The sequence below is a fragment of the Geobacter grbiciae genome (assembly GCF_018531165.1).
Classification (GTDB): domain Bacteria; phylum Desulfobacterota; class Desulfuromonadia; order Geobacterales; family Geobacteraceae; genus Geobacter; species Geobacter metallireducens.
The window spans coordinates 1-21,065 of record NZ_JAHDIW010000029.1 but is presented as its reverse complement, the minus strand read 5'-3'; the positions used below and the strand labels follow the sequence as shown (position 1 = coordinate 21,065).

Below are 21,065 nucleotides of genomic sequence, written 5' to 3'. Positions count from 1 at the left end.
AACTTATTACCTTTTTCTAATTGACTGGGCACGGGAGAAATGGCATAATTCACCCCGCTTCAGCCGGGGCACGCCCCGCTGCCATTTTATGTGAGACACGCTCCCCCCCACTGGGAAATGGAGCAACTACCCTATGTCATGTGCGAAGAGCACAGAGGAGGAACGATGAATGCTGTAAGACGCATCAGGCTCTTTGCCGTTGCTGGCCTGACCCTGGCAGTGTCACTCTGCCTGGGCGCGGGAAGCCCGGTCAAGGCCGCCCCGGCCGCCCCGAAACTGGTTCAGGACGACTGCGTGAAGTGTCACGCCAAACCCCCGGCAGACATCGCCAGCGCCGGTGCCGGCCACAAAAAGATCACTTGCTTCGACTGCCACGCCGGTCACCGTCCCGCATCGCAGAACAACATTCCCAAGTGCAGCCAGTGTCACACCGGCAAGAAGCACTATGAGCTCCCCAACTGTCTCGGGTGCCACAAGAATCCCCACACCCCGCTCAACATCATCCTTTCCGGCAACCTCACCGAGCCGTGCCTGAGCTGCCATACCCAGCAGATCGAGCAACTCAAGCAGTTCCCGAGCAAGCACTCCAAGCTCTTCTGCTCCACCTGCCACAACGTCCACGGCAAAATTCCGGCCTGTACCCAGTGCCACAAGCCCCACTATGCCGAGCAGACCGCCGGCGACTGCAAGAAGTGCCACAAGGCCCACCAGCCCAAGAACGTTGCCTACGGCAAGGAAATCCCGAACAAAGACTGCGGCGCCTGTCACAAGAAGGCACTCGACCTGCTGACCGCAAGCCAGGCCAAGCACAAGTCGCTGGCCTGCGTATACTGCCACCAGGACAAGCACAAGATGGTTCCGGCCTGCCAGAGCTGCCACGGCGTTCCGCACCCGGCTGCCATGATGTCCAAGTTCTCGAAGTGCGGCGAGTGCCACAACATCGCCCACGACCTGAACCACTGGAGCTCCCCGGCCAAGGCTGAGCCGGCCAAAGCCGCTCCTGCGAAGCCTACCATGAAGAAGAAGAAGAAGTAACCCGTTTGAACGCTGAAAAAAAGGCCTGCACACTCGTCGTGCAGGCCTTTTTTAATTACCCTGACTTGCAGCAGTTGCCGCCCCCACTCTGCCGGACGGCCTGTTTCGGCTGCTCGACGGCTCATTCGCTGCAGTAGGAACAGCCCTTACAACCTCATCGAGACCCGTCTCCGCTGCCCAACGGTTCGCGCTTCCCGATCACAGCCACTCCCCCACCCCCCTCATCGTCCTGAGTTGTTTTCAGCCGCATTAACGGTTCCTGGATGGAGCGCGCCCGTGCAAAAAAAAGGGCGGTTCCCCTACGGAAACCGCCCTCAATCAACACAAACGCAGCCTTCTGAAATCTAGTCCGCCTTGGTGATCACCACTTTCAGAGCCGCTGCAACCTCCGGGTGTACCTTGACAGAAGCGGTGTACTCACCGACATGCTTGATCGGCTCTGCAAGAACGATCTTCTTCCGATCGATCTCAACACCTTGGGCTTTCAGGTGCTCGGCCAGTTCCATGTTGGTGACGGCCCCGAACAGCTTCCCTTCCTCGCCTGCCTGGTGAGTGATTGCAATGGTCAGTCCCTCGATCTTGGCAGCAAGCCCCTTTGCCTGCTCGAGAACCTTATTGCGCTTGTACTCAAGCTGACGCTTGGCGTGCTCAAGGGCCTTGGCATTCTTCTCGGTGGCTTCGGTCGCATACCCCCGCGGCAGGAGGTAGTTGCGGGCATAGCCCGGCGCGACCTTCACGATGTCGCCGATGTGACCGAGGTTTTCCAGATTTTCTTTGAGAATTACTTTCATTGTTGTTTCCTCCCAGCCTGAATGTTACAGGTTTTCATGAATTCGCGGCCTGCGGAAGCTCGCCCAGAGGTCAAAAAGGCCAAGAAGTGCTACCGCCAGAACCAGATACGCCTGCAGTACGAGCAGGACATAGAAAAAAAACTTGAAGAACGCCGGCACTCTGTAGCTCGCAAAAAAATGGGCAACCACGGCGAGCCCCTGCATAAAATAGAGAAAACCGACAACGACAATTACATTGAGGGCTACCGTCTGAACGACGCCATTGTCAATCAGGAGGGCAAAACCGGCGACAATCAATCCCCACACAAGATTTTCGGGATTTCTGAAGCTGCTGAACCGGGTTTCCGGAAGCTTGACCGTCAAACCTTCCCGGAACCGGCGAAGCATGAGTAGATTGATTCCGGCAACGGCAGCAAGACTGATCAGGAGCATTGCCGGGTATATCTGCCCGAAGAGGTCGCCAATTTGCGCCAGTGCTTCTTTGAGGGAGAGGAGATCTTCTCCCGACGCGCCTTTGGCCTTGTAGAGGGCAAGGGTCTGGTCCAGATTTGTCTTGATCGCCGCAGCTACCTGACGGTCAAGATCTATTCCCGCTGCAACTCCATACCCGACGACAGAAACGGTGGCGACCGCCGCCACGATGAGTACCGCTAAGGTAAGCGCGCGACCGGCACTGTGTCCCCGGGCCAGAAAATGAGCCAGAACAATCGAAAGGAGCCCAGCCTGAAGCAAATACAGGACCGCTACCGGCAGGCCCCCAACCGGAACGAGGACCAGAGCTATTGCGACAACCGCACTAGCTCCGACTATCCATCGCCCCCACTTCAGCTGATAATAGAGAACGGGAAGGGGGGCCACAACTCCAGCCACCATTCCCATAAGGGGCACCTGCAGGTAGGCGATGAAAATCACTACCGAAAGGCACACCCCCTTGACGATATCGAGGATGATGCCCCGGTCGCCAGTCACTATCGAGCGTTCCGCCGCTTACGCGACGACGTGCGTGGACGCAATCGGAATCAGGGCAATGTTGCGGGCCCGCTTGATCGCCTCGGTGATCTCACGCTGGTGTTTGGAGCAGTTGCCGGAGATCCGCCGCGGGACGATCTTGCCCCGCTCAGTGATGAAGGAGCGGAGGACGCGGGGGTCTTTGTAGTCAATCACGAGATCCTTGTCTGCACAGAAGCGACAAACTTTCCGGCGCTGAAAGGGTCTTCTCTTGCGCGGGCCGTTGCCACGGTACTGGGGCCGCTCAGGCCGCTCGGATCTTTCAGTTCTTTCGGGTCTTACAGTAGTTTCTTCACTCATCTATCCTGAACCTCCGATCTCTTATTCAGCGGCTTCGGCGGCCGGCGCCGTTTCGACGGGAGCAGCCTTCGCTGCAGGAGCTGCGGTTTCCTTCTCGATCTTCACGCTCTGATAACGCAAAACCTTGTCATCAAGGCGCAGACGCCGCTCCAGCTCTGCGATCAGAGCAGCGTCACCGTCGAAGCGGACGTAGTAGTAACGGCCCCGCGCACTCTTCCTGATCGGGTAGGCAAGCTTTCTCACCCCCCAGTCCTCCAACCGATGGAGATCGCCTTTCATCGTGGCAATGATGTCCGTCACCTTGGCATTGAGCCCCTTGAGCTCGTCGTCGCCAAGGTCCGGCTGGACGATCACTACCGTCTCATACTTCCGTACCATGTGTATTTCCTCCTCGCGGATTATTAGCCCCGGTCCGACCCGGAGCAAGGAGCGTGCGGCCTGAGGCCGCTGCAAAAAAAGAAATTTACTACAGCTTACCCGGCTATTCAAGAATTTTATCGTGATATGCGCCCCAACCGGCCAATCGTCTTACTACTACACGTTGAATCGAAAGTGCATGACGTCGCCATCCTGAACAACGTACTCTTTCCCTTCGAGGCGCATGAGCCCTTTTTCCTTGGCCCCCGCCTCGCCGCCTACAGCCACAAAGTCACGGTAGGCGATTACTTCGGCGCGAATAAACCCCTTCTCGAAATCCGAGTGGATGACTCCGGCTGCCTGGGGCGCCTTGGTGCCGGCCGGGATGGTCCAGGCCCTGACCTCTTTCTTGCCGGCAGTGAAATAGGTAATGAGCCCAAGAAGATCGTATCCCATCCGGATCAGGCGGTCGAGCCCCGACTCGGCGAGCCCCATTTCGGCAAGAAACACCTTCTTTTCGTCTCCGTCGAGTTCGGCTATCTCGGACTCGATCCGACCACAGATAACAACGACCCGGGCACCTTCACTCTCGGCCAGGTCCCGCACTTTGGCGACAAAGGGGTGCGCCCCCTCCAGGTCGTCCTCGGCGACGTTGGCGACGTAGAGGACCGGCTTATCGGTCAGCAGATGCAGATCGCGCATCCAGAGGCGCTCATCGTCACCCACCTCAACGTGCCGCCCGGGAGTGCCTTTCTCCAGCGCCCCCTTGACGCGGGCGTAAAACTCGCTTTCATCCTTGAGCTTCCGGTCACCGCCCTTGGCCTGCTTCTCGACGCGCTGGAATTTTTTCTCCACGCTGTCCAGATCAGCCAGAGCCAGTTCGGTCTGGATCACCTCGATGTCACGAATCGGATCAACACTACCGCTCACATGCACTACATTCTCATCATCGAAACAGCGGACCACATGGACAATGGCATCCACCGAACGGATGTGCCCGAGGAACTGGTTGCCGAGCCCCTCCCCTTGGCTTGCTCCCTTGACCAGTCCGGCAATATCGACGAACTCGATAGTTGTGGGGAGTATCCGCTCTGGATTGACGATTTCAGCCAATCGCTCCAGTCGCTCGTCGGGAACCTGCACGATGCCGACGTTGGGGTCGATGGTGCAGAAGGGATAATTTGCCGACTCGGCTCCAGCAGAGGTCAGTGCATTAAAAATGGTAGACTTTCCCACGTTGGGAAGCCCGACGATACCGCAGTTAAAACCCATGGTGCATTCTTCTTTCGCGTTGGAATGACAGCAGGAGGGATATCAGGCTGCCGGTAGAAAATCCTTGTTGTTATAAAGGCTCATGGTCCGCGGGAGTCCATTCCTTACAAGCTCCCCGAGAAGATCAACCACACCGTCCAGGAGCGCAGGAAGACCGGCCATTTCTGCAGAAGAAAAATTGGCGAGGACATAATCGGCGGCATCGCCGCGCAAGGGCCTCCCCACACCGATTCTGATCCGCACGAAACCGCCGCCACCCAACTCCTGCATAAGGGAACGGAGACCGTTATGACCACCATGCCCTCCCCCCTCCTTGAGCTTTACTCGGCCAAAGGGGATGTCGAGGTCGTCATGGATCACGATCAGGTCGGAAAGGGTCAGCTTGTGGAAGCGGAGTGCCTCGGCCGCGGATCTCCCGGAGAGATTCATGAAGGTCTGTGGCTTGAGCAGCAGCAGGCGATCACCATGCCAGCTTCCCTCACCATACAGCCCAGAGAAGTTCTTCTTGGCGACCGAAGTCCCCATGACGCGGGAAAGGTGGTCTAAAACCATGAAACCCGCGTTATGGCGGGTCCATTGGTACTTCGGGCCGGGATTTCCCAGCCCGATTATAAGTCTTGTAGCCATTGGTGCACTATGCGGCGAGGAGGTTACCCCTCCTCGACAGTTACCTCTTCCTTGGTCTTGCCATGGACGCTGACGATGGTAGCCTTCGGATCGTCGAGGGCTTTGACGCCGGCAGAGAGAACCAGTTCGCCCACGTGAATGGCATGGCCGATGGCCAGATTGGTCACGTCCACCTCAACGTGCTCGGGGATCTGTGAGGGGAGACACTCCAGGTCCAGCGAATGCATGACCAGCTCGAGCATGCCCCCCTCCTTGGCACCCAGAGCAGTACCGATGAGCGCTACCGGAACGTGAACCCGAACCTTCTCATCCATGTTGATCTTGTGGAAGTCCACTGAAATAAAGGTTCCCTCGAGGGGAGCCTTCTGAAGATCGGCAACGATAACCGTGTTCCCGTTGAGGCTTCCTCCCCCCTGGAGGGAGATCAGGTTGTTGCGGCCCCCCTCGCCAACGATGGCGGCGGCCAGTTCCTTGGCATCCACGGACACGGCAACCGGCTCAATACCCTTGCCATACACAACACCGGGAACGCGCCCGACAGCCCGAAGTTTCCGGCAAACACCTTTACCGGCCTTTTCCCTCTGCTCTATGCTTATGGTTTTCTGTTGCATGATTTCCTCCGCTACCAGCGATTCAGATTCTATTCCACTGCGGACAGAGCCGCACGAAATCAAACGAAGAGTGAACTCACCGACTCGTCGGAATGGATACGACGAATGGCCTCGGCAAGGAGGTCCGCAACGGTCAGCACTTTAATCTTATTGGTTCTCTCGGCCTTATCCCCAAGAGGCACGGTATCGGTAATAACGACCGCCTCGATGTCGGAACCATTGATCCGATCAATGGCAGGCCCCGAGAGAACCCCATGAGTGGCACAGGCATAGATAGCTTTCGCCCCATGCTCTTTCAGCGCCTTGGCGGCCTGGGTAAGGGTGCCGGCTGTGTCAATCATGTCGTCAAGTATAATGGCGGTCTTGTCCTTCACATCGCCAATAAGGTGCATGACTTCGGCCACGTTGGGGCCGGTACGGCGCTTGTCGATAACCGCCAGAGTACAACCCAAGCGCTTGGCAAAGGCCCTGGCCCGCTCGGTGCCGCCGGCATCGGGAGAAACCATGACAATGCCGTTCTCGGGAAAACGCTGCTTGAGATTCTCCAGGATAACCGGCGCGGCATAGAGGTTGTCGACCGGGATATTAAAAAATCCTTGAATTTGGCCGGCATGAAGATCGACCGTCACCACCCGATCAGCGCCGGAGGTCGTAACAAGGTCGGCTACGAGCTTCGAGGTGATGGGAGTCCGGGGGGCAGCCTTGCGATCCTGACGTGCATAGCCGTAGTAGGGGATAACCGCGGTGATGGTGGCCGCCGACGCCCGCTTCAGGGCGTCATTCATGATGAGCAGTTCCATCAGATTATTGTTGGTTGGCGCACAGGTGGACTGAACCACGTAGATATCACGCCCGCGCACGTTTTCGGCAATCTCAACCATGATCTCGCCATCGGAGAAGTTTTTGACATTGGCCTTCCCGAGGGGGAGACCAAGATTTTCGCAGATCTTCTCCGCAAGCTGCCGATTGGAATTGCCGCTGAACACCTTGATCTTGTCGTTCATACGCTGCCTTGCCCGCAAATTTATTTTCCTGCGGCGACCCGCAGATGATACTGGAATAAGTGGCTGGGGTGCAAGGATTCGAACCTTGGAATGCCGGAATCAAAATCCGGTGCCTTACCGCTTGGCTACACCCCAGTGTGGTATTGTACTGCCTGGCAACGGCCAATCACACCAAAGCCCTGACTGCCACTACGAACCAGTCGAATGAATTGGCAATGGACTGGGCCGCGCCACGTGCCTCCTCCTCGGAAGCGAAAAGTCCGAAAACCGTGGGACCACTGCCGGACATGAGTGCCCCAGCAGCCCCTGCGGCGACCAGTCGCTCCTTGATTTCACCAATCACCGGATACCGTTCGATGGTCACCGATTCAAGATCATTGGCGAGGACGGCACAGACATCCGCTACATCCTTGAAGAAGCGAGGAATAGTATCGCCATTCCACTCACCTGTCAACCGTAAACTTTGGTACACCCAGGCAGTCGACACCGGAATATTGGGGTTAACGATCACAAGCCAGAGGGGTGGGACGGCGTCTATTGCCGTGAGTACTTCCCCAATCCCCTCGGCCAAGGCCGTCTTGCCGAAGACGAAGAACGGCACGTCGGCACCCAGCGTCACGCCGACCTCCATGAGCCGCTCGATGGAGAGGCCTAGTCCCAGAAGTTCGTTCACCCCCAGAAGAACCGTGGCCGCGTCGCTGCTCCCGCCGCCAAGCCCGGCAGCAACGGGGATGTTTTTGGTAATGGCGATATCGATTCCCGTTTCCTGCCCGGAGAGAGCCAGAAGCGCGTTGGCGGCCCGCCAAGCGATGTTTTCCGGACCGTCGGGCACCCCTTCGCGGCCACAGGTGACCCGGACACCGGAAGTGTCGGACAAAGTAATCGTAATCTCGTCGCAGAGATCGATCCGCTGCATGATCATCCGGAGATCGTGGTAGCCGTCAGGCCGACGGCGGAGCACGTCAAGCCGGTAGTTGACCTTGGCGGGGGCCTTGAGCGTCAGGGATTTCATGGAGTATCACTTTCTGTGAAAGGGTGTGGAAAGGTATCTTTTCTAAACCAAAACTGCGCGACAAATCAAGGCATATCTCTTCACTTTACTGGCACGTCGGAGAGTTTCACAAACCGGAATCCCCTTTTTCGGAGCTCGGGTATGGCTGCCATGACCCCGGCGGCGGTGCCCGACTCGGGATGATTCATATGGAGGAGGGCGATATCGCCCGGTCGGGCCTTCAGGAGGGCAGCGCGCACCTGCTGGGAAGAAAAGGTCGCCCCCGCGTCGCCGAGAAGGGAATAGCCGGCCACCCGCTCTCCCAGGGCCGCGGCAATCTCTACCGCCACCTCGTCGTAGTAGGCGGTGCCAGAGCGGTAGAAGGCGGGGCGCTTGCCCGTGATCTCCTCGATCCGCCGGGCGTTCAGTTCGATCTCGTCCACCACGTCGCCCACGGTGCGGGTTCCCGCAATGCCGTATGCCTTTTGCCCCGCAACCGACGCGGGACGGTGCCGATAACCGTGGTTGGCAATCTCGAACAGGGGATTTGCCACCAGGCGCCGGAACAGCACCGGATTCGCGTCGATCCAGAGGCCGCTCACAAAGAGGGTGGCAGGAATTCTCTCCCGCTCCAGAAAATCGATGAGGGGTGCGTCGAACCCCTTGCCCCGTGGACTGCCGCAGGCGTCGAAGGTCAAGGCAATGCTCTTGTCGCCCCCCGCCAGGCGAGTCTTGACCCCTGTTACCGTTTCGCTCCATTCCTTCGCTGTCCGGCCGTCGAAGCGGGTGACAAGGCTTTCACGCAAGGATGCGTACCCGTTGCCGGCGGATTCGTGGAGTGGGGCAGACACCTCTGCCTCCGCAAGGAGGGCCGGACCGGCACCAGCACCGAGCATTAGAGCGGCTGCCACCCCAAAAAACCGAAGCTTCATAGCATCTCCCGTATACGATTTTTCGGCAATCCTAGCCCCAACGGCAGCAACTGTGAAGAAAAAAGCGGGCCGCTCCCGAAAAGGATGGCCCGCTACAGAACCCCATCTGCAGGAGATTATTATTTCTTCGTAATGACGAGCCCTTCTCCGCCATGGGAGAGGTCGGCCCGAATGGTGTCCCCCTCCCGAAACTTCCCTTCAAGGAGCATGAGGGCCAGGGGGTCCTGAACCTTGCGCTGGATCGCCCGCTTGAGGGGCCGTGCTCCGTAGGCCGGGTCGTACCCCTCCTGGGCCAGGTATTCCCGTGCCTTGTCGGTGATCTCCAGGGTGATGTGCCGCTCGGCGAGGCGCTTCTTCAGCCCTTGGATCTGGATGTCGATGATCTGCTTGATCCGCTCGAGCGGCAGCGCGTGGTAGATGACCACCTCGTCGATCCGGTTCAGGAACTCGGGTTTGAAGCTCTCCCGCAGGGTCTCGGTCACCATCTGCTTCATGCGGGTGTAGTCGCTGGCGCCATACTGCTGGATCCACTGGGAGCCCAGGTTGCTCGTCATGATGATGACCGTATTGCGGAAATCCACTGTTCGCCCCTGGCCGTCGGTGAGCCGGCCGTCATCGAGCACCTGGAGGAGGACGTTGAACACCTCGGCATGGGCCTTCTCGATTTCGTCGAAAAGGACGATGGAGTAGGGGCGGCGCTTGACCGCTTCCGTGAGCTGCCCCCCCTCCTCGTAGCCGACGTAGCCGGGAGGCGCACCGATGAGCCGGGCCACGGTGTGTTTTTCCTGGTACTCGCTCATGTCGATCCGGACAATGGCCTGGTCGTCGTTGAAGAGGAACTCGGCCAGGGCCTTGGCGGTTTCGGTCTTCCCGACCCCGGTGGGGCCCAGGAAGAGGAAGGAGCCGATGGGGCGATTGGGGTCCGAGAGCCCCGACCGGGCGCGGCGGATGGCGTTGGCCACCAGCAGCAGGGCGTCGTCCTGACCCACCACGCGGGTCTTGAGCCGTTCCTCCATGTGCACGAGCTTGTCCGCCTCCCCCTCCATCATGCGTGAGACCGGAACACCAGTCCAGCGGGAGACGATTTCAGCCACCAGTTCGCCATCAACCTCTTCGGGGAGCATCTTCCCTTCCTTCTGGAGCGCCTCCAGTTGCTGCTTCTTCTCCTCCATTTCCTTCTCGATGGCAGGAATCTCTCCATAGCGGATCTCCGCGGTACGGGCCAGGTTCCCCTCCCGCTCGGCCTTCTTCGCCTGCTCTTTCCTCTCCTCAAGCTGCTGCTTCAGTTCGCTGAGTCCCTTGATAATCTCCTTCTCCTGCCGCCAATGGGCCTTTAGCTCCGCCGCCTGGGCCTGGAGCCCGTTCAGCTCGGCAGTCAGCTTCTGGAGACGCTCCAGGGCGTGGGGGTCCTGCTCCCGCAAAAGCGCCTGCTTCTCGATCTCCAGCTGAATGATCTTCCGCTCCACCTCGTCGATCTCGGTTGGCATGGAGTCAATCTCGATCCTCAGGCGCGAGGCGGCCTCGTCGATGAGGTCGATGGCCTTGTCGGGGAGGAAGCGGTCGGTGATGTAGCGGTCCGAAAGCGTGGCGGCGGCGATGATAGCGCTGTCCTTGATCCGGATGCCGTGGTAGGTCTCGTACTTCTCCTTGAGCCCCCGGAGGATGGCAATGGTGTCCTCCACGCTCGGCTCGCCGGTGTAGACCTGCTGGAAGCGCCGCTCCAGGGCCGCGTCCTTCTCGATGTACTTGCGGTACTCGTTGAGGGTGGTGGCGCCGATGCAGTGGAGCTCCCCCCGGGCCAGGGCCGGCTTGAGCATGTTGGAGGCGTCCATGGCCCCCTCGGCGGCTCCGGCCCCCACCAGAGTGTGGAGCTCGTCAATGAAGAGGATCACCTTTCCCTCGGACTTGGCCACCTCCTTGATAACCGCCTTGAGCCGCTCCTCGAACTCCCCCCGATACTTGGCGCCGGCGATGAGGGCCCCCATGTCGAGGGCCACGAGGCGCTTATCCTTTAGGGATTCCGGCACGTCCCCCGAGACGATCCGCTGGGCGAGCCCCTCCACGATGGCGGTCTTCCCCACCCCCGGCTCACCGATGAGGACCGGGTTGTTCTTGGTGCGCCGGGACAGAACCTGCAGCACCCGCCGGATCTCATCATCCCGGCCGATAACCGGGTCAAGCTTCCCCTGGCGGGCCAGGTCGGTCAGGTCCCGGGCGTACTTGGTCAGAGCCTGGTACTTGTCCTCGGGGCTCTGGTCGGTGACCCGCTCGCCGCCGCGGATCTCCACGAGCGCCGCCAGCACGTTCTCGCGGGTGGCGCCGCCATCGAGAAGCGCCCGGGTGGCCGCGCACTGTTTGTCGGCGAAGAAGCCGAGGAGAAGGTGCTCGGTGGAGACGAACTCGTCCTTCATGGCGTCGGCTTCCCGCTGGGCCCCGTCGAGGATCCGGTTCAGAGAGGGCGAGAGGTAGGCCTGGGCCGTGGCGCCGCTCACCTGAGGGAGCTTTTTAAGGAGCGCGTCAACGGAGCTCCGCAGGGAGGCAGGCGCGGCCCCCACCTTCTGGAGGATCGGGGCCACAAGCCCCCCTTCCTGCTCGAGGAGCGCTGCGAGGAGATGTTCCGGCTCGATGGTGCCGTTTCCCTGCCGCGCGGCGAGCTGCTGGGCGCCGGCCAGGGCCTCCTGGGTCTTTATGGTCATTTTTTCGGGTCGAATCATGGGGCGCTCTCCTTTCCTGGTACAGGAAAAACATAGGCACGCCCCGGGGGGAAGTCAAGGAAGGGGAAACATGAATTGTGGGGGGATCAGGGGGAGGAAAGGAGATCCAGCTCCATCTGCTTCCAGTTCTCCCGCTTGATCTTCGGGCCGGGATAGTAGCGGGGGCAGGAGGAGATGACGACCGTGGCCGCCTGCTTGCACTGGCGACGGCAGGAGAGGCAGAGCTTGTTGACGTCGGGATTCCGCTTCATGGGCACCTTCATAGAGATGTGCGAATGATATCTCCGCTGCCGCAATAGTAGCAGAAAGTGGGGGCAAAAGAAAAGGCGGCGTTTCCGCCGCCCATTCCCTCTGAATCATGCGACCTTGCGGGTCCAGCCGAAGGTGTCGGGAACCTTGCCGGTCTGAATGCCGGTCAGAGTATCATAGAGCTGCTGGGTAATCGGCCCCACGCCGCCATTGCCGACCGTACAGACTTCGTCCTTGTACGCAAGAACGCCGACCGGGCTGATGACTGCAGCAGTACCGCTGCCGAAAGCCTCGGTCACCTTGCCGGCACGAATGTCCGCCATGAGCTCATTCACGTCGATGAGGCGCTCCTCGATGGTGTAGCCGAGGCTCGCAGCCAGCTTCAGGGTGGAGTCGCGGGTGACGCCGTTCAGGATCGTGCCGGTGAGAGAAGCGGTGACAATGGTCTTCCCATAGGCGAAGAGCATATTCATGGCCCCCACTTCCTCAATATAGCGACGGTGGACCCCGTCGAGCCAGAGGACCTGGTCATACCCCTTTTTCTTCGCCTCAAGGCCGGCCTTAAGGGAACAGGCGTAGTTGCCGCCGGTCTTGGCCTCGCCGGTGCCGCCGGGGACGGAGCGGACGTAGTGGTCCTCCACCATGATCTTGATGGGGTTGAACCCCGCGGAGTAATACGCACCAACAGGAGAGAGGATCACGTAGAAGTAGTAGTGATCAGCGGGCTTCACCCCCAGGACCGGGTCCACGCCGATCATGGTGGGACGGATGTAGAGAGAGGTCCCTTCCGACGAGGGAATCCAGTCGCGCTCCAACGCCACGAGCTTCTCGATGCCGTCAAGGAAAAGCTCCTCCGGCACCGCTGGCATGCAGAGGCGATCGGCTGAGTGGTTGAAACGTCGGGCGTTCATCTCGGGGCGGAAGAGGGCGATGGTGCCGTCGGCCCACTTGTAGGCCTTGAGCCCCTCGAAGATCTCCTGGGCATAGTGAAGAACAGAGCAGGCCGGATCGAGGACGAAGGGGGCATAGGGCTCAATCCGGGCATCGACCCACCCCTGGCCGATTTTCCACTCGACCATAAACATCCGGTCGGTAAAGAGCTTGCCGAAACCGAGCTGGGATTCGTCGGTGTACTTGGGCTTTTTCCGGTCCTCCGGGAGCGGCACGATTCTGATCTCCATCTGCTGAAACCTCCATTGATTCGGCGCGGAGCGTCGTAATATGAAACTCTTTACGGTTTATCACATGAATACCGCAGGGGGCAAGGGGTTTCCCCCGGCAATCCGGACGCTCCCCCGTCCCCGACATCCCTCCCCCTGGCCCGGCAGGCGCTGCTCTGCCAAAAGAAACTAATTACGACAACCCCTTGATTTTTCATTTTTCCCTTGTTAAGTTATTAGCACTCAGACAAACCGAGTGCTAACCCAGTAACAAACCTTTGCGACAGGAGGACCCGGTTCATGACCATGAATCTCCCCGTTGTTGCCGATAGCTTCACCCTCTACCTGGCGGAAATCAGGAAGTTCCCCGTCCTCACCCCCGAGGAGGAACACCTGTATGCCGTAAAGTTCTATGAAGAGAAGGACCTGGAGGCGGCCCACCGCCTCATCACCGCCAACCTCCGATTTGTGGTGAAGGTCGCTGCCGAGTACAAATCCTACGGCATGAAGATGCTCGACCTGATCCAGGAGGGGAACATCGGCCTCATGATGGCGGTCCGCAAATTCGACCCCCACAAGGGGATCCGTCTCATCTCCTACGCGGTCTGGTGGATCAGGGCCTACATCCAGAATTACATCATCTCTGCCTGGAGCCTTCTCAAGATCGGCACCACCCAGGCCCAGAAGAAACTCTTCTTCAAGCTGAACCAGGCCAAGAATGCCATCCGGCGGCTGACCGGGGGTGACGACACGGAAGCCACCGCCCTCTCCCTCCACGTGAAAGAGTCGGAAGTGATCGAAATGGACCAGCGGATGCGGGGCGACTACTCTTTGGACGCCGAACTGGTGGACGGGGAAGGGCTCACCATGCTGGATACTCTTGTGGACGAGCGCCAGAACCAGGAGGAAGCCCTGGCAGAGCAGCAGGAGGCGTCACGCCTCCACGGCCAGGTGACCCAGGCACTGGAACGGCTCAACGAAAAGGAGCGCTACGTAGTCGAGAATCGGGTAACGGCAGACGAACCACTTACGCTCCAGGAGATCGCCGACCACTTCGCAATCTCCCGCGAGCGGGTCCGTCAGATTGAGGAAGGGGCACTGAAAAAGATAAAGGCCTATCTGACGCCAATAACTGTCTAGCCCCCCAAACCATTTTCTCATTGATACATCCAGACCCCGCCTTGACGAGACGGGGTTTTTTTATTATTACTGTCAAGAAATACTCATCACCAACGGGGAGAATACCCACATGTTAACCGCTGAACAATCTGAGCGATACGCCCGACACCTCATTCTGGAAAACGTTGGCGAGGTGGGGCAGGAACGGCTCCTGGCAGGACGGGTCATGGTGATCGGTGCCGGTGGCCTCGGCTCCCCCGTTGCCCTCTACCTGGCGGCCGCGGGTGTCGGCACCATCGGCATTGCCGATTCAGACAGGGTGGAGCTTTCGAACCTCCAGCGCCAGATAGCCCATCACACCGCCGACCTGGGGCGCCCCAAGGTCGTTTCGGCCAGGGAGAAAATGGCCGCCATGAACCCCGACGTAACCGTCATCCCCTTCGAAACGAGGGTCGAGGCATCGAACATCGCGGAACTCATCGCCGACTTCGATTTCGTCATCGACGCCACCGACAATTTCGCCGCAAAGTTCCTCATCAACGACGCCTGCGTCGCCGCCGGCAAGCCGTTCTCCCACGGCGGCATTCTCCGCTTCAACGGGCAGACCATGACCGTCCTGCCGGGGGAATCCCCCTGCTACCGCTGCATCTTTCCCGAACCTCCGGAAAGCGACGAGGTGGCCACCGCCTGTTCACGGGCCGGCGTCATCGGGGTCCTTCCCGGCGTCATCGGCACCATCCAGGCCACCGAAGCGATCAAGTATCTCATGGGCATCGGCGAACTCCTTACGGGGCGCCTTCTCACCTACAGCGCCCTGGCGCTGAAATTCCGCGAAGTTCCCATCAAGAAGAAACTAACGTGCCCCGCCTGCGGTTAGGCCGCAGGGCAAAATACCCCACCGCCCCTCAAAACCTCCGAGCCTGTGGTAGACTGGTCCCCACACGGCTTGCCCACCCATCTCACGGGCATATTTCTAGCGAATTCGGCTAGTTGTCAACACAAGGAAAACAACACCAAACCAGACATAAATACTGCGATTTTATTTCTTGACAAAAACGATAAAATACTCAAAAATTAAACCATAAAATTTAACACCAGGAAACTAAAGAGCACCACGACGGTCCTGGAGCACGGCAATGGTGGTTGACAATACAAAACTCCAGAAACTCCTGACAGACCCTCCCATGCCTGTCACTTCACGGGATCTGCGCCGGGACGGAAACGTATTCCACGTGGGAGGCGAGCTCCCCCCTCGGGAAACCCTGGAAACCCTCTTCGACAGCTACTGCCTTGCCCCGGCCGAACTGTTTCACCTCAGCTTCGGCGCGCCGGACACCTTCTCGAACGGGGAGACCCTGGCTCGCCTCATCAAGAAAAATTTCAACACCCACATCCTGGGAACGATGGATTTCCCGGTGTCATCGGCTCTTCTGGAACGGGCGTACGCCGCCGGCGTCGACATCATTCATATCCCCTTCACCGCTTTCGGGCGTTCCGACCAGGAGAGCCGTCTTGCCTCGCTCCAGTGCGCCCAGACGGTCTTCCCCCGCTGGGCGGTGGCATCGTCCCTCGTCCTGGGGGAAGCCCACCTCGAAGCTCTCCTTGCGGGAATCGACAATCTCCTCTCCCACGGCATCGTTCCGCTGTTGCAATTTCCCGCACCGGCAAGCCGCTGCGGGATTGAAGAGGTGGCAGCAGCATACGCTCACCTGGCAACGGCATGGCGGACATCCAAAGCAACCGTGGCCCCGCTCCTGCCGTTGATCGCCTTCGCCACCCCCCTCGTCCCGCAGACACAGGGGGGAACCCTGCGGGGCTTCATGAACCGGCTCCGGGACCGGCGACTCTTGGCTGCCTCTGACCTGCGCCGGGCTTTGCGGGTACGGCAGGTGGAAGAGTCATTCGAATCGGCGGGACTCTGATTATGGAACGGGAACTCTTCGACAAACCGCTGAAGATCGACACCAGACCTCTCTGGCTGATCCTCATCGACCGCTCAACACGCTACCAGGTCTTCGCCGGGCTGATCATCGCCTGCGCTATTCTTTTCAGGCTCACACCTCCGGAGGGGCTTTCAGCGGCAGGGTACCATGCCCTCATCGTCTTCGGAGCAACCATCTTCCTCTGGATATCGGGGCTGCTCCCCATCGCCGTGACGGCACTCCTCTCCATGGCCCTGCTGCCGCTCCTCGGCATCATGGAAGCGAAGAAGACCTATGCCCTCTTCGGCAACGAGGCGGTCTTCTTCATCATCGGCGCCTTTATCCTGGCAGCGGCCATGACCGGCACGGGGCTATCGGCCCGGCTCGCCCGCGCCATGCTGGCCCGGTTCGGCAAGACGCCTCGCAGCCTCGCCCTGACGGTATTCCTCCTTTCGGCGATTCTCTCGTTTTGCATGAGCGAGCACGCCGTGGCGGCCATGATGTTCCCTGTGGTAGCGGAGATCAGCACGAGCCTCGGCCTCGAGCGCGGCAGGAACCGCTACGCCAAGCTCCTTTTCATGGCCATAGCCTGGGGATGCATCATCGGAGGGATCGCCACCTTCCTCGGCGGGGCGCGTGCGCCGCTGGCAGTGGGGATGCTCCGGGAGGCGAGCGGCCTCGACTACACTTTCTTCGAGTGGACCGTTGCCGCCATCACGATCGTCGCACCGCTGCTTGTCATCGGCTTTCTCCTGCTCCTCCTCTTCTTTCCCCCCGACATTGCGGGAGTCGACGAGGGGCTTCGCTTCCTGAACCGCAAACGACTCGAAACGGGAAAAATGGGATACGGCGAGATGACCGTTGCCGCGGTGATGGTCGTAACCATCGTCTGCTGGATGGCCTTGGGCAAAGAGCTGGGCCTGGCAAACATCGCAATCCTGGCCATGGTCGCCCTCTTCGTCTTCCGGGTGGTCTCCTGGCAGACAATCGAGGAGTACGTCAACTGGGGAATCATCCTCATGTACGGCGGTTCCATCGCCCTGGCCACCGCGCTTGAAAAGACCGGCGCCGCCCTCTGGATTGTCGAGCGGGGGCTCGGGGCCTTCTCACCGGCGCCGCTCATGGTGATTGCTGTCATCTCCTTGGTGTCGATCCTGCTGACCGAGTGCATCAGCCACGCTGCCGTGGTCGCCATCCTCATGCCGATCGGCATGTCCCTGGCAAAAAGCCTCGGCATGGATCTCAGGGTGATGACGCTCGCCATTGCGCTTCCCGCAGGTCTCGCCTACTGCCTCCCCATGGGGACGCCGGCCACGGCCATCGCCTACGCCTCGGGATACCTGCGAAGCAAGGACATCATCATCCCGGGTGCCCTGGTGATGTCAATTTCCTGGCTTCTCTTCATGGCCGCGGCAATCTTCATCTGGCCCCTGATTGGCCTGAACATCTGAACACCCTTTGCCCGGAGCGCTCACGCACTGCGGACACGACCCAAAGGACCCAACATGACTGCAACCATTCAGAAAACAATCCCCAAACTTCCCCACGACGCCACTCCACAGGACATCCTCAGGGCCGGAGTGTCGGCGGCCGAGGGTTCTGTCAAGCTCGCCTGCTCCTTCTCTGTGGAGGACGTCATCATCATCGACATGGCAAAGGAACTGGGGTGCCCAATCGGGATATTCGCCCTCGACACGGGGCGCCTCCACGAGGAGACCTACGAGGTGGCAGACGCCATCACGGAGCGCTACCGGATCCCGATAGACTGGTATTTCCCGCGGCACGAGACGGTGGAAAAGCTCGAACGCGACAAGGGGCTTTTCTCTTTCCGTGAATCCCTGGATAACCGCCATGAGTGCTGCCACATCCGCAAGGTGGAACCACTTGGCCGGGCGCTTAAGGGGCTTGCCGGCTGGATCACCGGGCTCCGCCGCGAACAGAGCGTCACGCGGACCGGCCTCGCTCCCATCGAGAGCGACGAAGCAAACGGCGGCATCCTGAAAATCAACCCGCTCCTGGAGTGGAGTGAGGAACAGGTCTGGGAGTACGCTGAAAAGCGCCGGGTTCCGGTGAACCGTCTCCATAAACAGGGATACCCTTCGATCGGCTGCGCTCCCTGCACCCGCCCCGTGGCCCCGGGCGAGCATCCCCGAGCCGGACGATGGTGGTGGGAGAATCCGGAGCATAAAGAGTGCGGGTTGCACCGGCGCTGATGGAAGGCACAATCGTCTACGAGGATAACGACATGAGAACCACCCTGACCCACCTGCAGCAGCTCGAAGCAGAAAGCATCCACATCATCCGTGAGGTGGTGGCCGAATTTGCCAACCCGGTGATGCTCTACTCCATCGGCAAGGATTCGGCGGTCATGCTGCACCTGGCACGCAAGGCCTTTTACCCGGCGCCGCCGCCGTTTCCCCTGCTGCACGTGGACACCACCTGGAAGTTCCGCGACATGATCCAATTCCGCGACCGGATGGCGGCCGAATGCGGCTTCGACCTGATCGTCCATGTGAACAAGGAGGGGGTGGAGCAGGGGATTTCCCCATTTACCCACGGTTCAGCCCTCTACACCGATATCATGAAGACCGAGGGGTTGAAGCAGGCGCTGGACAAGTACCGGTTCGACGCCGCCTTCGGTGGTGCCCGCCGTGACGAAGAAAAATCGCGGGCCAAGGAGCGGATCTTCTCCTTCCGCAGCGCCAACCACCGCTGGGATCCCAAAAACCAGCGCCCGGAACTCTGGAACCTCTACAACACCCGTATCAAGCAGGGGGAAAGCATCCGGGTCTTCCCGCTCTCCAACTGGACCGAGTTGGATGTCTGGCAGTACATCCACCTGGAGAATATCCCGATCGTCCCCCTCTACTATGCAGCGGTGCGGCCGGTGGTGGAGCGCGACGGCATGCTGATCATGGTGGACGACGACCGCTTGGAACTCAAGCCGGGAGAGACCGTGCAGCACAAGTCGGTCCGCTTCCGCACCCTCGGCTGCTACCCCCTCACCGGCGCCGTGGAGTCGACAGCTGACACCCTCCCCAAGATCATCCAGGAGATGCTCCTGACCCGCACCTCCGAGCGCCAGGGACGGCTCATCGACCACGACCAAGCGGGATCAATGGAGAAGAAGAAGCAGGAGGGGTATTTCTAATGGCACATCAATCGGAACTGATCGAAAAGGATATCCTCGCCTATCTCAAAAGCCAGGAGGAGAAATCGCTGCTCCGCTTCATCACCTGCGGCAGCGTTGATGACGGCAAGAGCACCCTCATCGGACGGCTTCTCTGGGACTCCAAGATGATTTTCGAGGACCAGTTGGCTGCTTTGGAAGCCGACAGCAAAAAGGTCGGCACTCAAGGGGGCGCCATCGACTATGCTCTGCTGCTGGACGGACTGCAGGCGGAGCGGGAGCAGGGGATCACCATCGACGTGGCCTACCGCTTCTTCTCCACCGACCGGCGCAAGTTTATCGTCGCCGACACCCCCGGCCATGAGCAGTACACCCGCAATATGGTGACCGGCGCCTCCACCGCCCAAGTGGCAGTAATCCTTGTGGACGCCCGCAAGGGGCTTCTGACCCAGACGCGGCGCCACAGCTACCTGGTCTCCCTCGTGGGAATCCGCCACATTGTCATCGCCGTGAACAAGATGGACCTCATCGACTTCGACGAACAACGGTTCGCCGCGATCGTGGGCGACTACCAGGAGTTCGCTGCCCCCCTCGGGTTCGCCTCCATCACCGCGATCCCCATCTCGGCACTGAACGGCGACAACGTCATCGAGCCGAGCAACAGCACCCCTTGGTACCAGGGTCCTACCCTCATGAGCTACCTGGAAACCGTGCAGGTCACCGAAGAGCGCGCGACGGAACCGTTCCGGTTTCCGGTACAGTGGGTGAACCGTCCACACCTCGATTTTCGCGGTTTTTGCGGCACCATTGCCGCAGGCACCGTCCGTCCGGGTGATGAAGTGCGAGTCGCCGCCTCTGGCCTCACCAGCCGTGTGGCGCGGATCGTCACCATGGGCGGCGCCCTGCCGGAGGCGGTGGCCGGTCAGGCAGTGACTCTCACCCTCTCTGACGAAATAGATATCAGCCGAGGCGACATGCTGACAGCAACCGATATGCCGCCGCGTCTCTCTCGACACCCAGAGGCCCACATGGTCTGGCTCCATGACACTCCACTAGTGCCGGGGCAGATCTACCTCGTCAAGACCGCCAGCGCCGTGACCCCCGGCCACGTCACCCGCGTTCAGTATGCGGTTGATGTTAACTCTCTTGAACAGAGGCAAGTGCCGACGCTGGCACTCAACGGCATCGGCGTGGTTCGGCTGGAACTGGACCGCGCTGTGGCCTTCGACCCCTACCGCCAGAATCGTGAAACAGGTAGTTTTATCCTTATTGACCGGTTCAGCAATGCCACCGTGGCAGCAGGCATGGTAATCGCTGCTGCCCCGCTGGAGTCACCAGATACTCAACCGGCGGAAACCAGTACCAACGAAGGTTCATACCTCTCCAAGCGATTTATCCTGCAAGACAGTACCGTCATTGGCGCGGATATGGGGGTTGCTGACTTAACACGGGAATGGGGGCCGATTGAGTTCGAGGTCTCCGCGAGCTTCATCGATCATCTCGCCAAAGGGAACCGCGTCGTCTTCCGGCTTCGGGACGTGGGGCAACTGGAACCAGTTGCCCGGATGGCCTACGATCACAACCTTGTCTTTGAGTTCGGCCGGGACCAGGATCGAGTCAACGTGATTCTTTTCAAAAGTTGGACTGAACCGTGCCCCAAAGATTTCGACGAGCGTGGTGGTCTTTAGATCTACAAAGGTGGTCCTATTTGTGGGACCACCTTTTATCTTCGGGATTCTTGTGCTGCCGAAATAATCCCTCCGTCACCAAGCGCAACAAAAATGGCCAGTGGTTACCGGAATCCATCGCACTAGATTGAGGGTACGGAAAGGATTGAGGGAAA

21 protein-coding genes and 1 tRNA gene are annotated in these 21,065 nt (G+C 59.7%); 8 read left to right on the top strand and 14 right to left on the bottom strand.

The features are described from left to right. Positions 1–165 precede the first annotated feature (165 nt). Positions 166–1,035 (top strand): cytochrome c3 family protein, encoded by an 870-nt coding sequence (locus KJB29_RS18695; RefSeq protein ID WP_004513964.1) that lies wholly within the window; start codon positions 166–168, stop codon positions 1,033–1,035. Positions 1,036–1,379: 344 nt separating this feature from the next. Here the strand turns inward: KJB29_RS18695 and rplI are convergent, their stop codons facing one another. The 14 genes from rplI to KJB29_RS18625 form a co-directional block, all read right to left on the bottom strand. Next, positions 1,380–1,826, bottom strand: a complete 447-nt coding sequence (rplI, locus tag KJB29_RS18690) for a 50S ribosomal protein L9 (protein ID WP_004514575.1) — start codon at positions 1,824–1,826, stop codon at positions 1,380–1,382. Positions 1,827–1,850: 24 nt separating this feature from the next. Continuing rightward, entirely contained in the window at positions 1,851–2,795 is a 945-nt protein-coding gene (locus KJB29_RS18685) for a YybS family protein (protein ID WP_343213582.1), read from the bottom strand. An 18-nt stretch (positions 2,796–2,813) separates the two neighbouring features. Further along, a complete protein-coding gene (rpsR, locus tag KJB29_RS18680) occupies positions 2,814–3,134 on the bottom strand; it encodes a 30S ribosomal protein S18 (RefSeq protein WP_004514573.1) in 321 nt (106 codons plus the stop codon). A gap of 21 nt (positions 3,135–3,155) precedes the next feature. Next, on the bottom strand, positions 3,156–3,512 hold the full coding sequence (rpsF, locus tag KJB29_RS18675) for a 30S ribosomal protein S6 (RefSeq protein ID WP_215735832.1): 357 nt from the start codon (positions 3,510–3,512) through the stop codon (positions 3,156–3,158). 156 nt (positions 3,513–3,668) lie between these two features. Continuing rightward, positions 3,669–4,763, bottom strand: coding sequence for a redox-regulated ATPase YchF (ychF, locus tag KJB29_RS18670; RefSeq protein WP_215735831.1), 1,095 nt, complete (start codon positions 4,761–4,763; stop codon positions 3,669–3,671). A gap of 42 nt (positions 4,764–4,805) precedes the next feature. Beyond that, a complete protein-coding gene (gene pth, locus KJB29_RS18665; protein ID WP_215735830.1) occupies positions 4,806–5,390 on the bottom strand; it encodes an aminoacyl-tRNA hydrolase in 585 nt (194 codons plus the stop codon). A gap of 23 nt (positions 5,391–5,413) precedes the next feature. After that, positions 5,414–6,001 carry a 50S ribosomal protein L25 gene (locus KJB29_RS18660; protein ID WP_215735829.1) on the bottom strand — a complete coding sequence of 196 codons (588 nt, stop codon included), beginning with the start codon at positions 5,999–6,001 and terminating at the stop codon, positions 5,414–5,416. A gap of 59 nt (positions 6,002–6,060) precedes the next feature. Beyond that, on the bottom strand, positions 6,061–7,005 hold the full coding sequence (locus KJB29_RS18655; protein WP_004514568.1) for a ribose-phosphate pyrophosphokinase: 945 nt from the start codon (positions 7,003–7,005) through the stop codon (positions 6,061–6,063). 60 nt (positions 7,006–7,065) lie between these two features. After that, positions 7,066–7,140, bottom strand: a tRNA-Gln gene (locus tag KJB29_RS18650). Between the two features lie 31 nt (positions 7,141–7,171). After that, positions 7,172–8,017, bottom strand: a complete 846-nt coding sequence (gene ispE, locus KJB29_RS18645; protein ID WP_215735828.1) for a 4-(cytidine 5'-diphospho)-2-C-methyl-D-erythritol kinase — start codon at positions 8,015–8,017, stop codon at positions 7,172–7,174. A gap of 80 nt (positions 8,018–8,097) precedes the next feature. Further along, complete coding sequence (locus KJB29_RS18640) at positions 8,098–8,928, bottom strand: polysaccharide deacetylase family protein (RefSeq protein ID WP_215735827.1); 831 nt, start codon at positions 8,926–8,928, stop codon at positions 8,098–8,100. A gap of 119 nt (positions 8,929–9,047) precedes the next feature. Beyond that, the gene (gene clpB / locus KJB29_RS18635; RefSeq protein ID WP_215735826.1) at positions 9,048–11,642 is read right to left on the bottom strand and encodes an ATP-dependent chaperone ClpB; all 2,595 of its coding nucleotides are present in this window, start codon (positions 11,640–11,642) and stop codon (positions 9,048–9,050) included. An 86-nt stretch (positions 11,643–11,728) separates the two neighbouring features. Continuing rightward, on the bottom strand, positions 11,729–11,893 hold the full coding sequence (locus KJB29_RS18630) for a hypothetical protein (RefSeq protein ID WP_004514564.1): 165 nt from the start codon (positions 11,891–11,893) through the stop codon (positions 11,729–11,731). A gap of 105 nt (positions 11,894–11,998) precedes the next feature. Beyond that, the gene (locus KJB29_RS18625; protein ID WP_215735825.1) at positions 11,999–13,072 is read right to left on the bottom strand and encodes a branched-chain amino acid aminotransferase; all 1,074 of its coding nucleotides are present in this window, start codon (positions 13,070–13,072) and stop codon (positions 11,999–12,001) included. A gap of 279 nt (positions 13,073–13,351) precedes the next feature. On the opposite strand from KJB29_RS18625, the gene rpoH reads away from it, so the two are divergent. From rpoH to cysN, 7 genes are all read left to right on the top strand, one after another. Continuing rightward, positions 13,352–14,191 (top strand): RNA polymerase sigma factor RpoH, encoded by an 840-nt coding sequence (rpoH, locus tag KJB29_RS18620; RefSeq protein ID WP_004514562.1) that lies wholly within the window; start codon positions 13,352–13,354, stop codon positions 14,189–14,191. Between the two features lie 109 nt (positions 14,192–14,300). After that, positions 14,301–15,047, top strand: coding sequence for a HesA/MoeB/ThiF family protein (locus KJB29_RS18615; RefSeq protein WP_215735824.1), 747 nt, complete (start codon positions 14,301–14,303; stop codon positions 15,045–15,047). Positions 15,048–15,306: 259 nt separating this feature from the next. Beyond that, a complete protein-coding gene (locus KJB29_RS18610; protein WP_215735823.1) occupies positions 15,307–16,092 on the top strand; it encodes a hypothetical protein in 786 nt (261 codons plus the stop codon). Between the two features lie 2 nt (positions 16,093–16,094). Then, positions 16,095–17,543, top strand: coding sequence for a DASS family sodium-coupled anion symporter (locus tag KJB29_RS18605; RefSeq protein WP_215735822.1), 1,449 nt, complete (start codon positions 16,095–16,097; stop codon positions 17,541–17,543). Between the two features lie 54 nt (positions 17,544–17,597). Further along, the gene (locus KJB29_RS18600) at positions 17,598–18,305 is read left to right on the top strand and encodes a phosphoadenylyl-sulfate reductase (RefSeq protein WP_215735821.1); all 708 of its coding nucleotides are present in this window, start codon (positions 17,598–17,600) and stop codon (positions 18,303–18,305) included. 32 nt (positions 18,306–18,337) lie between these two features. After that, positions 18,338–19,243 carry a sulfate adenylyltransferase subunit CysD gene (cysD, locus tag KJB29_RS18595; RefSeq protein WP_215735820.1) on the top strand — a complete coding sequence of 302 codons (906 nt, stop codon included), beginning with the start codon at positions 18,338–18,340 and terminating at the stop codon, positions 19,241–19,243. Continuing rightward, positions 19,243–20,910: a sulfate adenylyltransferase subunit CysN gene (gene cysN, locus KJB29_RS18590; protein WP_215735819.1), complete on the top strand. Its 1,668-nt coding sequence runs from the start codon at positions 19,243–19,245 to the stop codon at positions 20,908–20,910. Before cysD ends, cysN begins: the two co-directional genes overlap by 1 nt. Positions 20,911–21,065 lie beyond the last annotated feature (155 nt).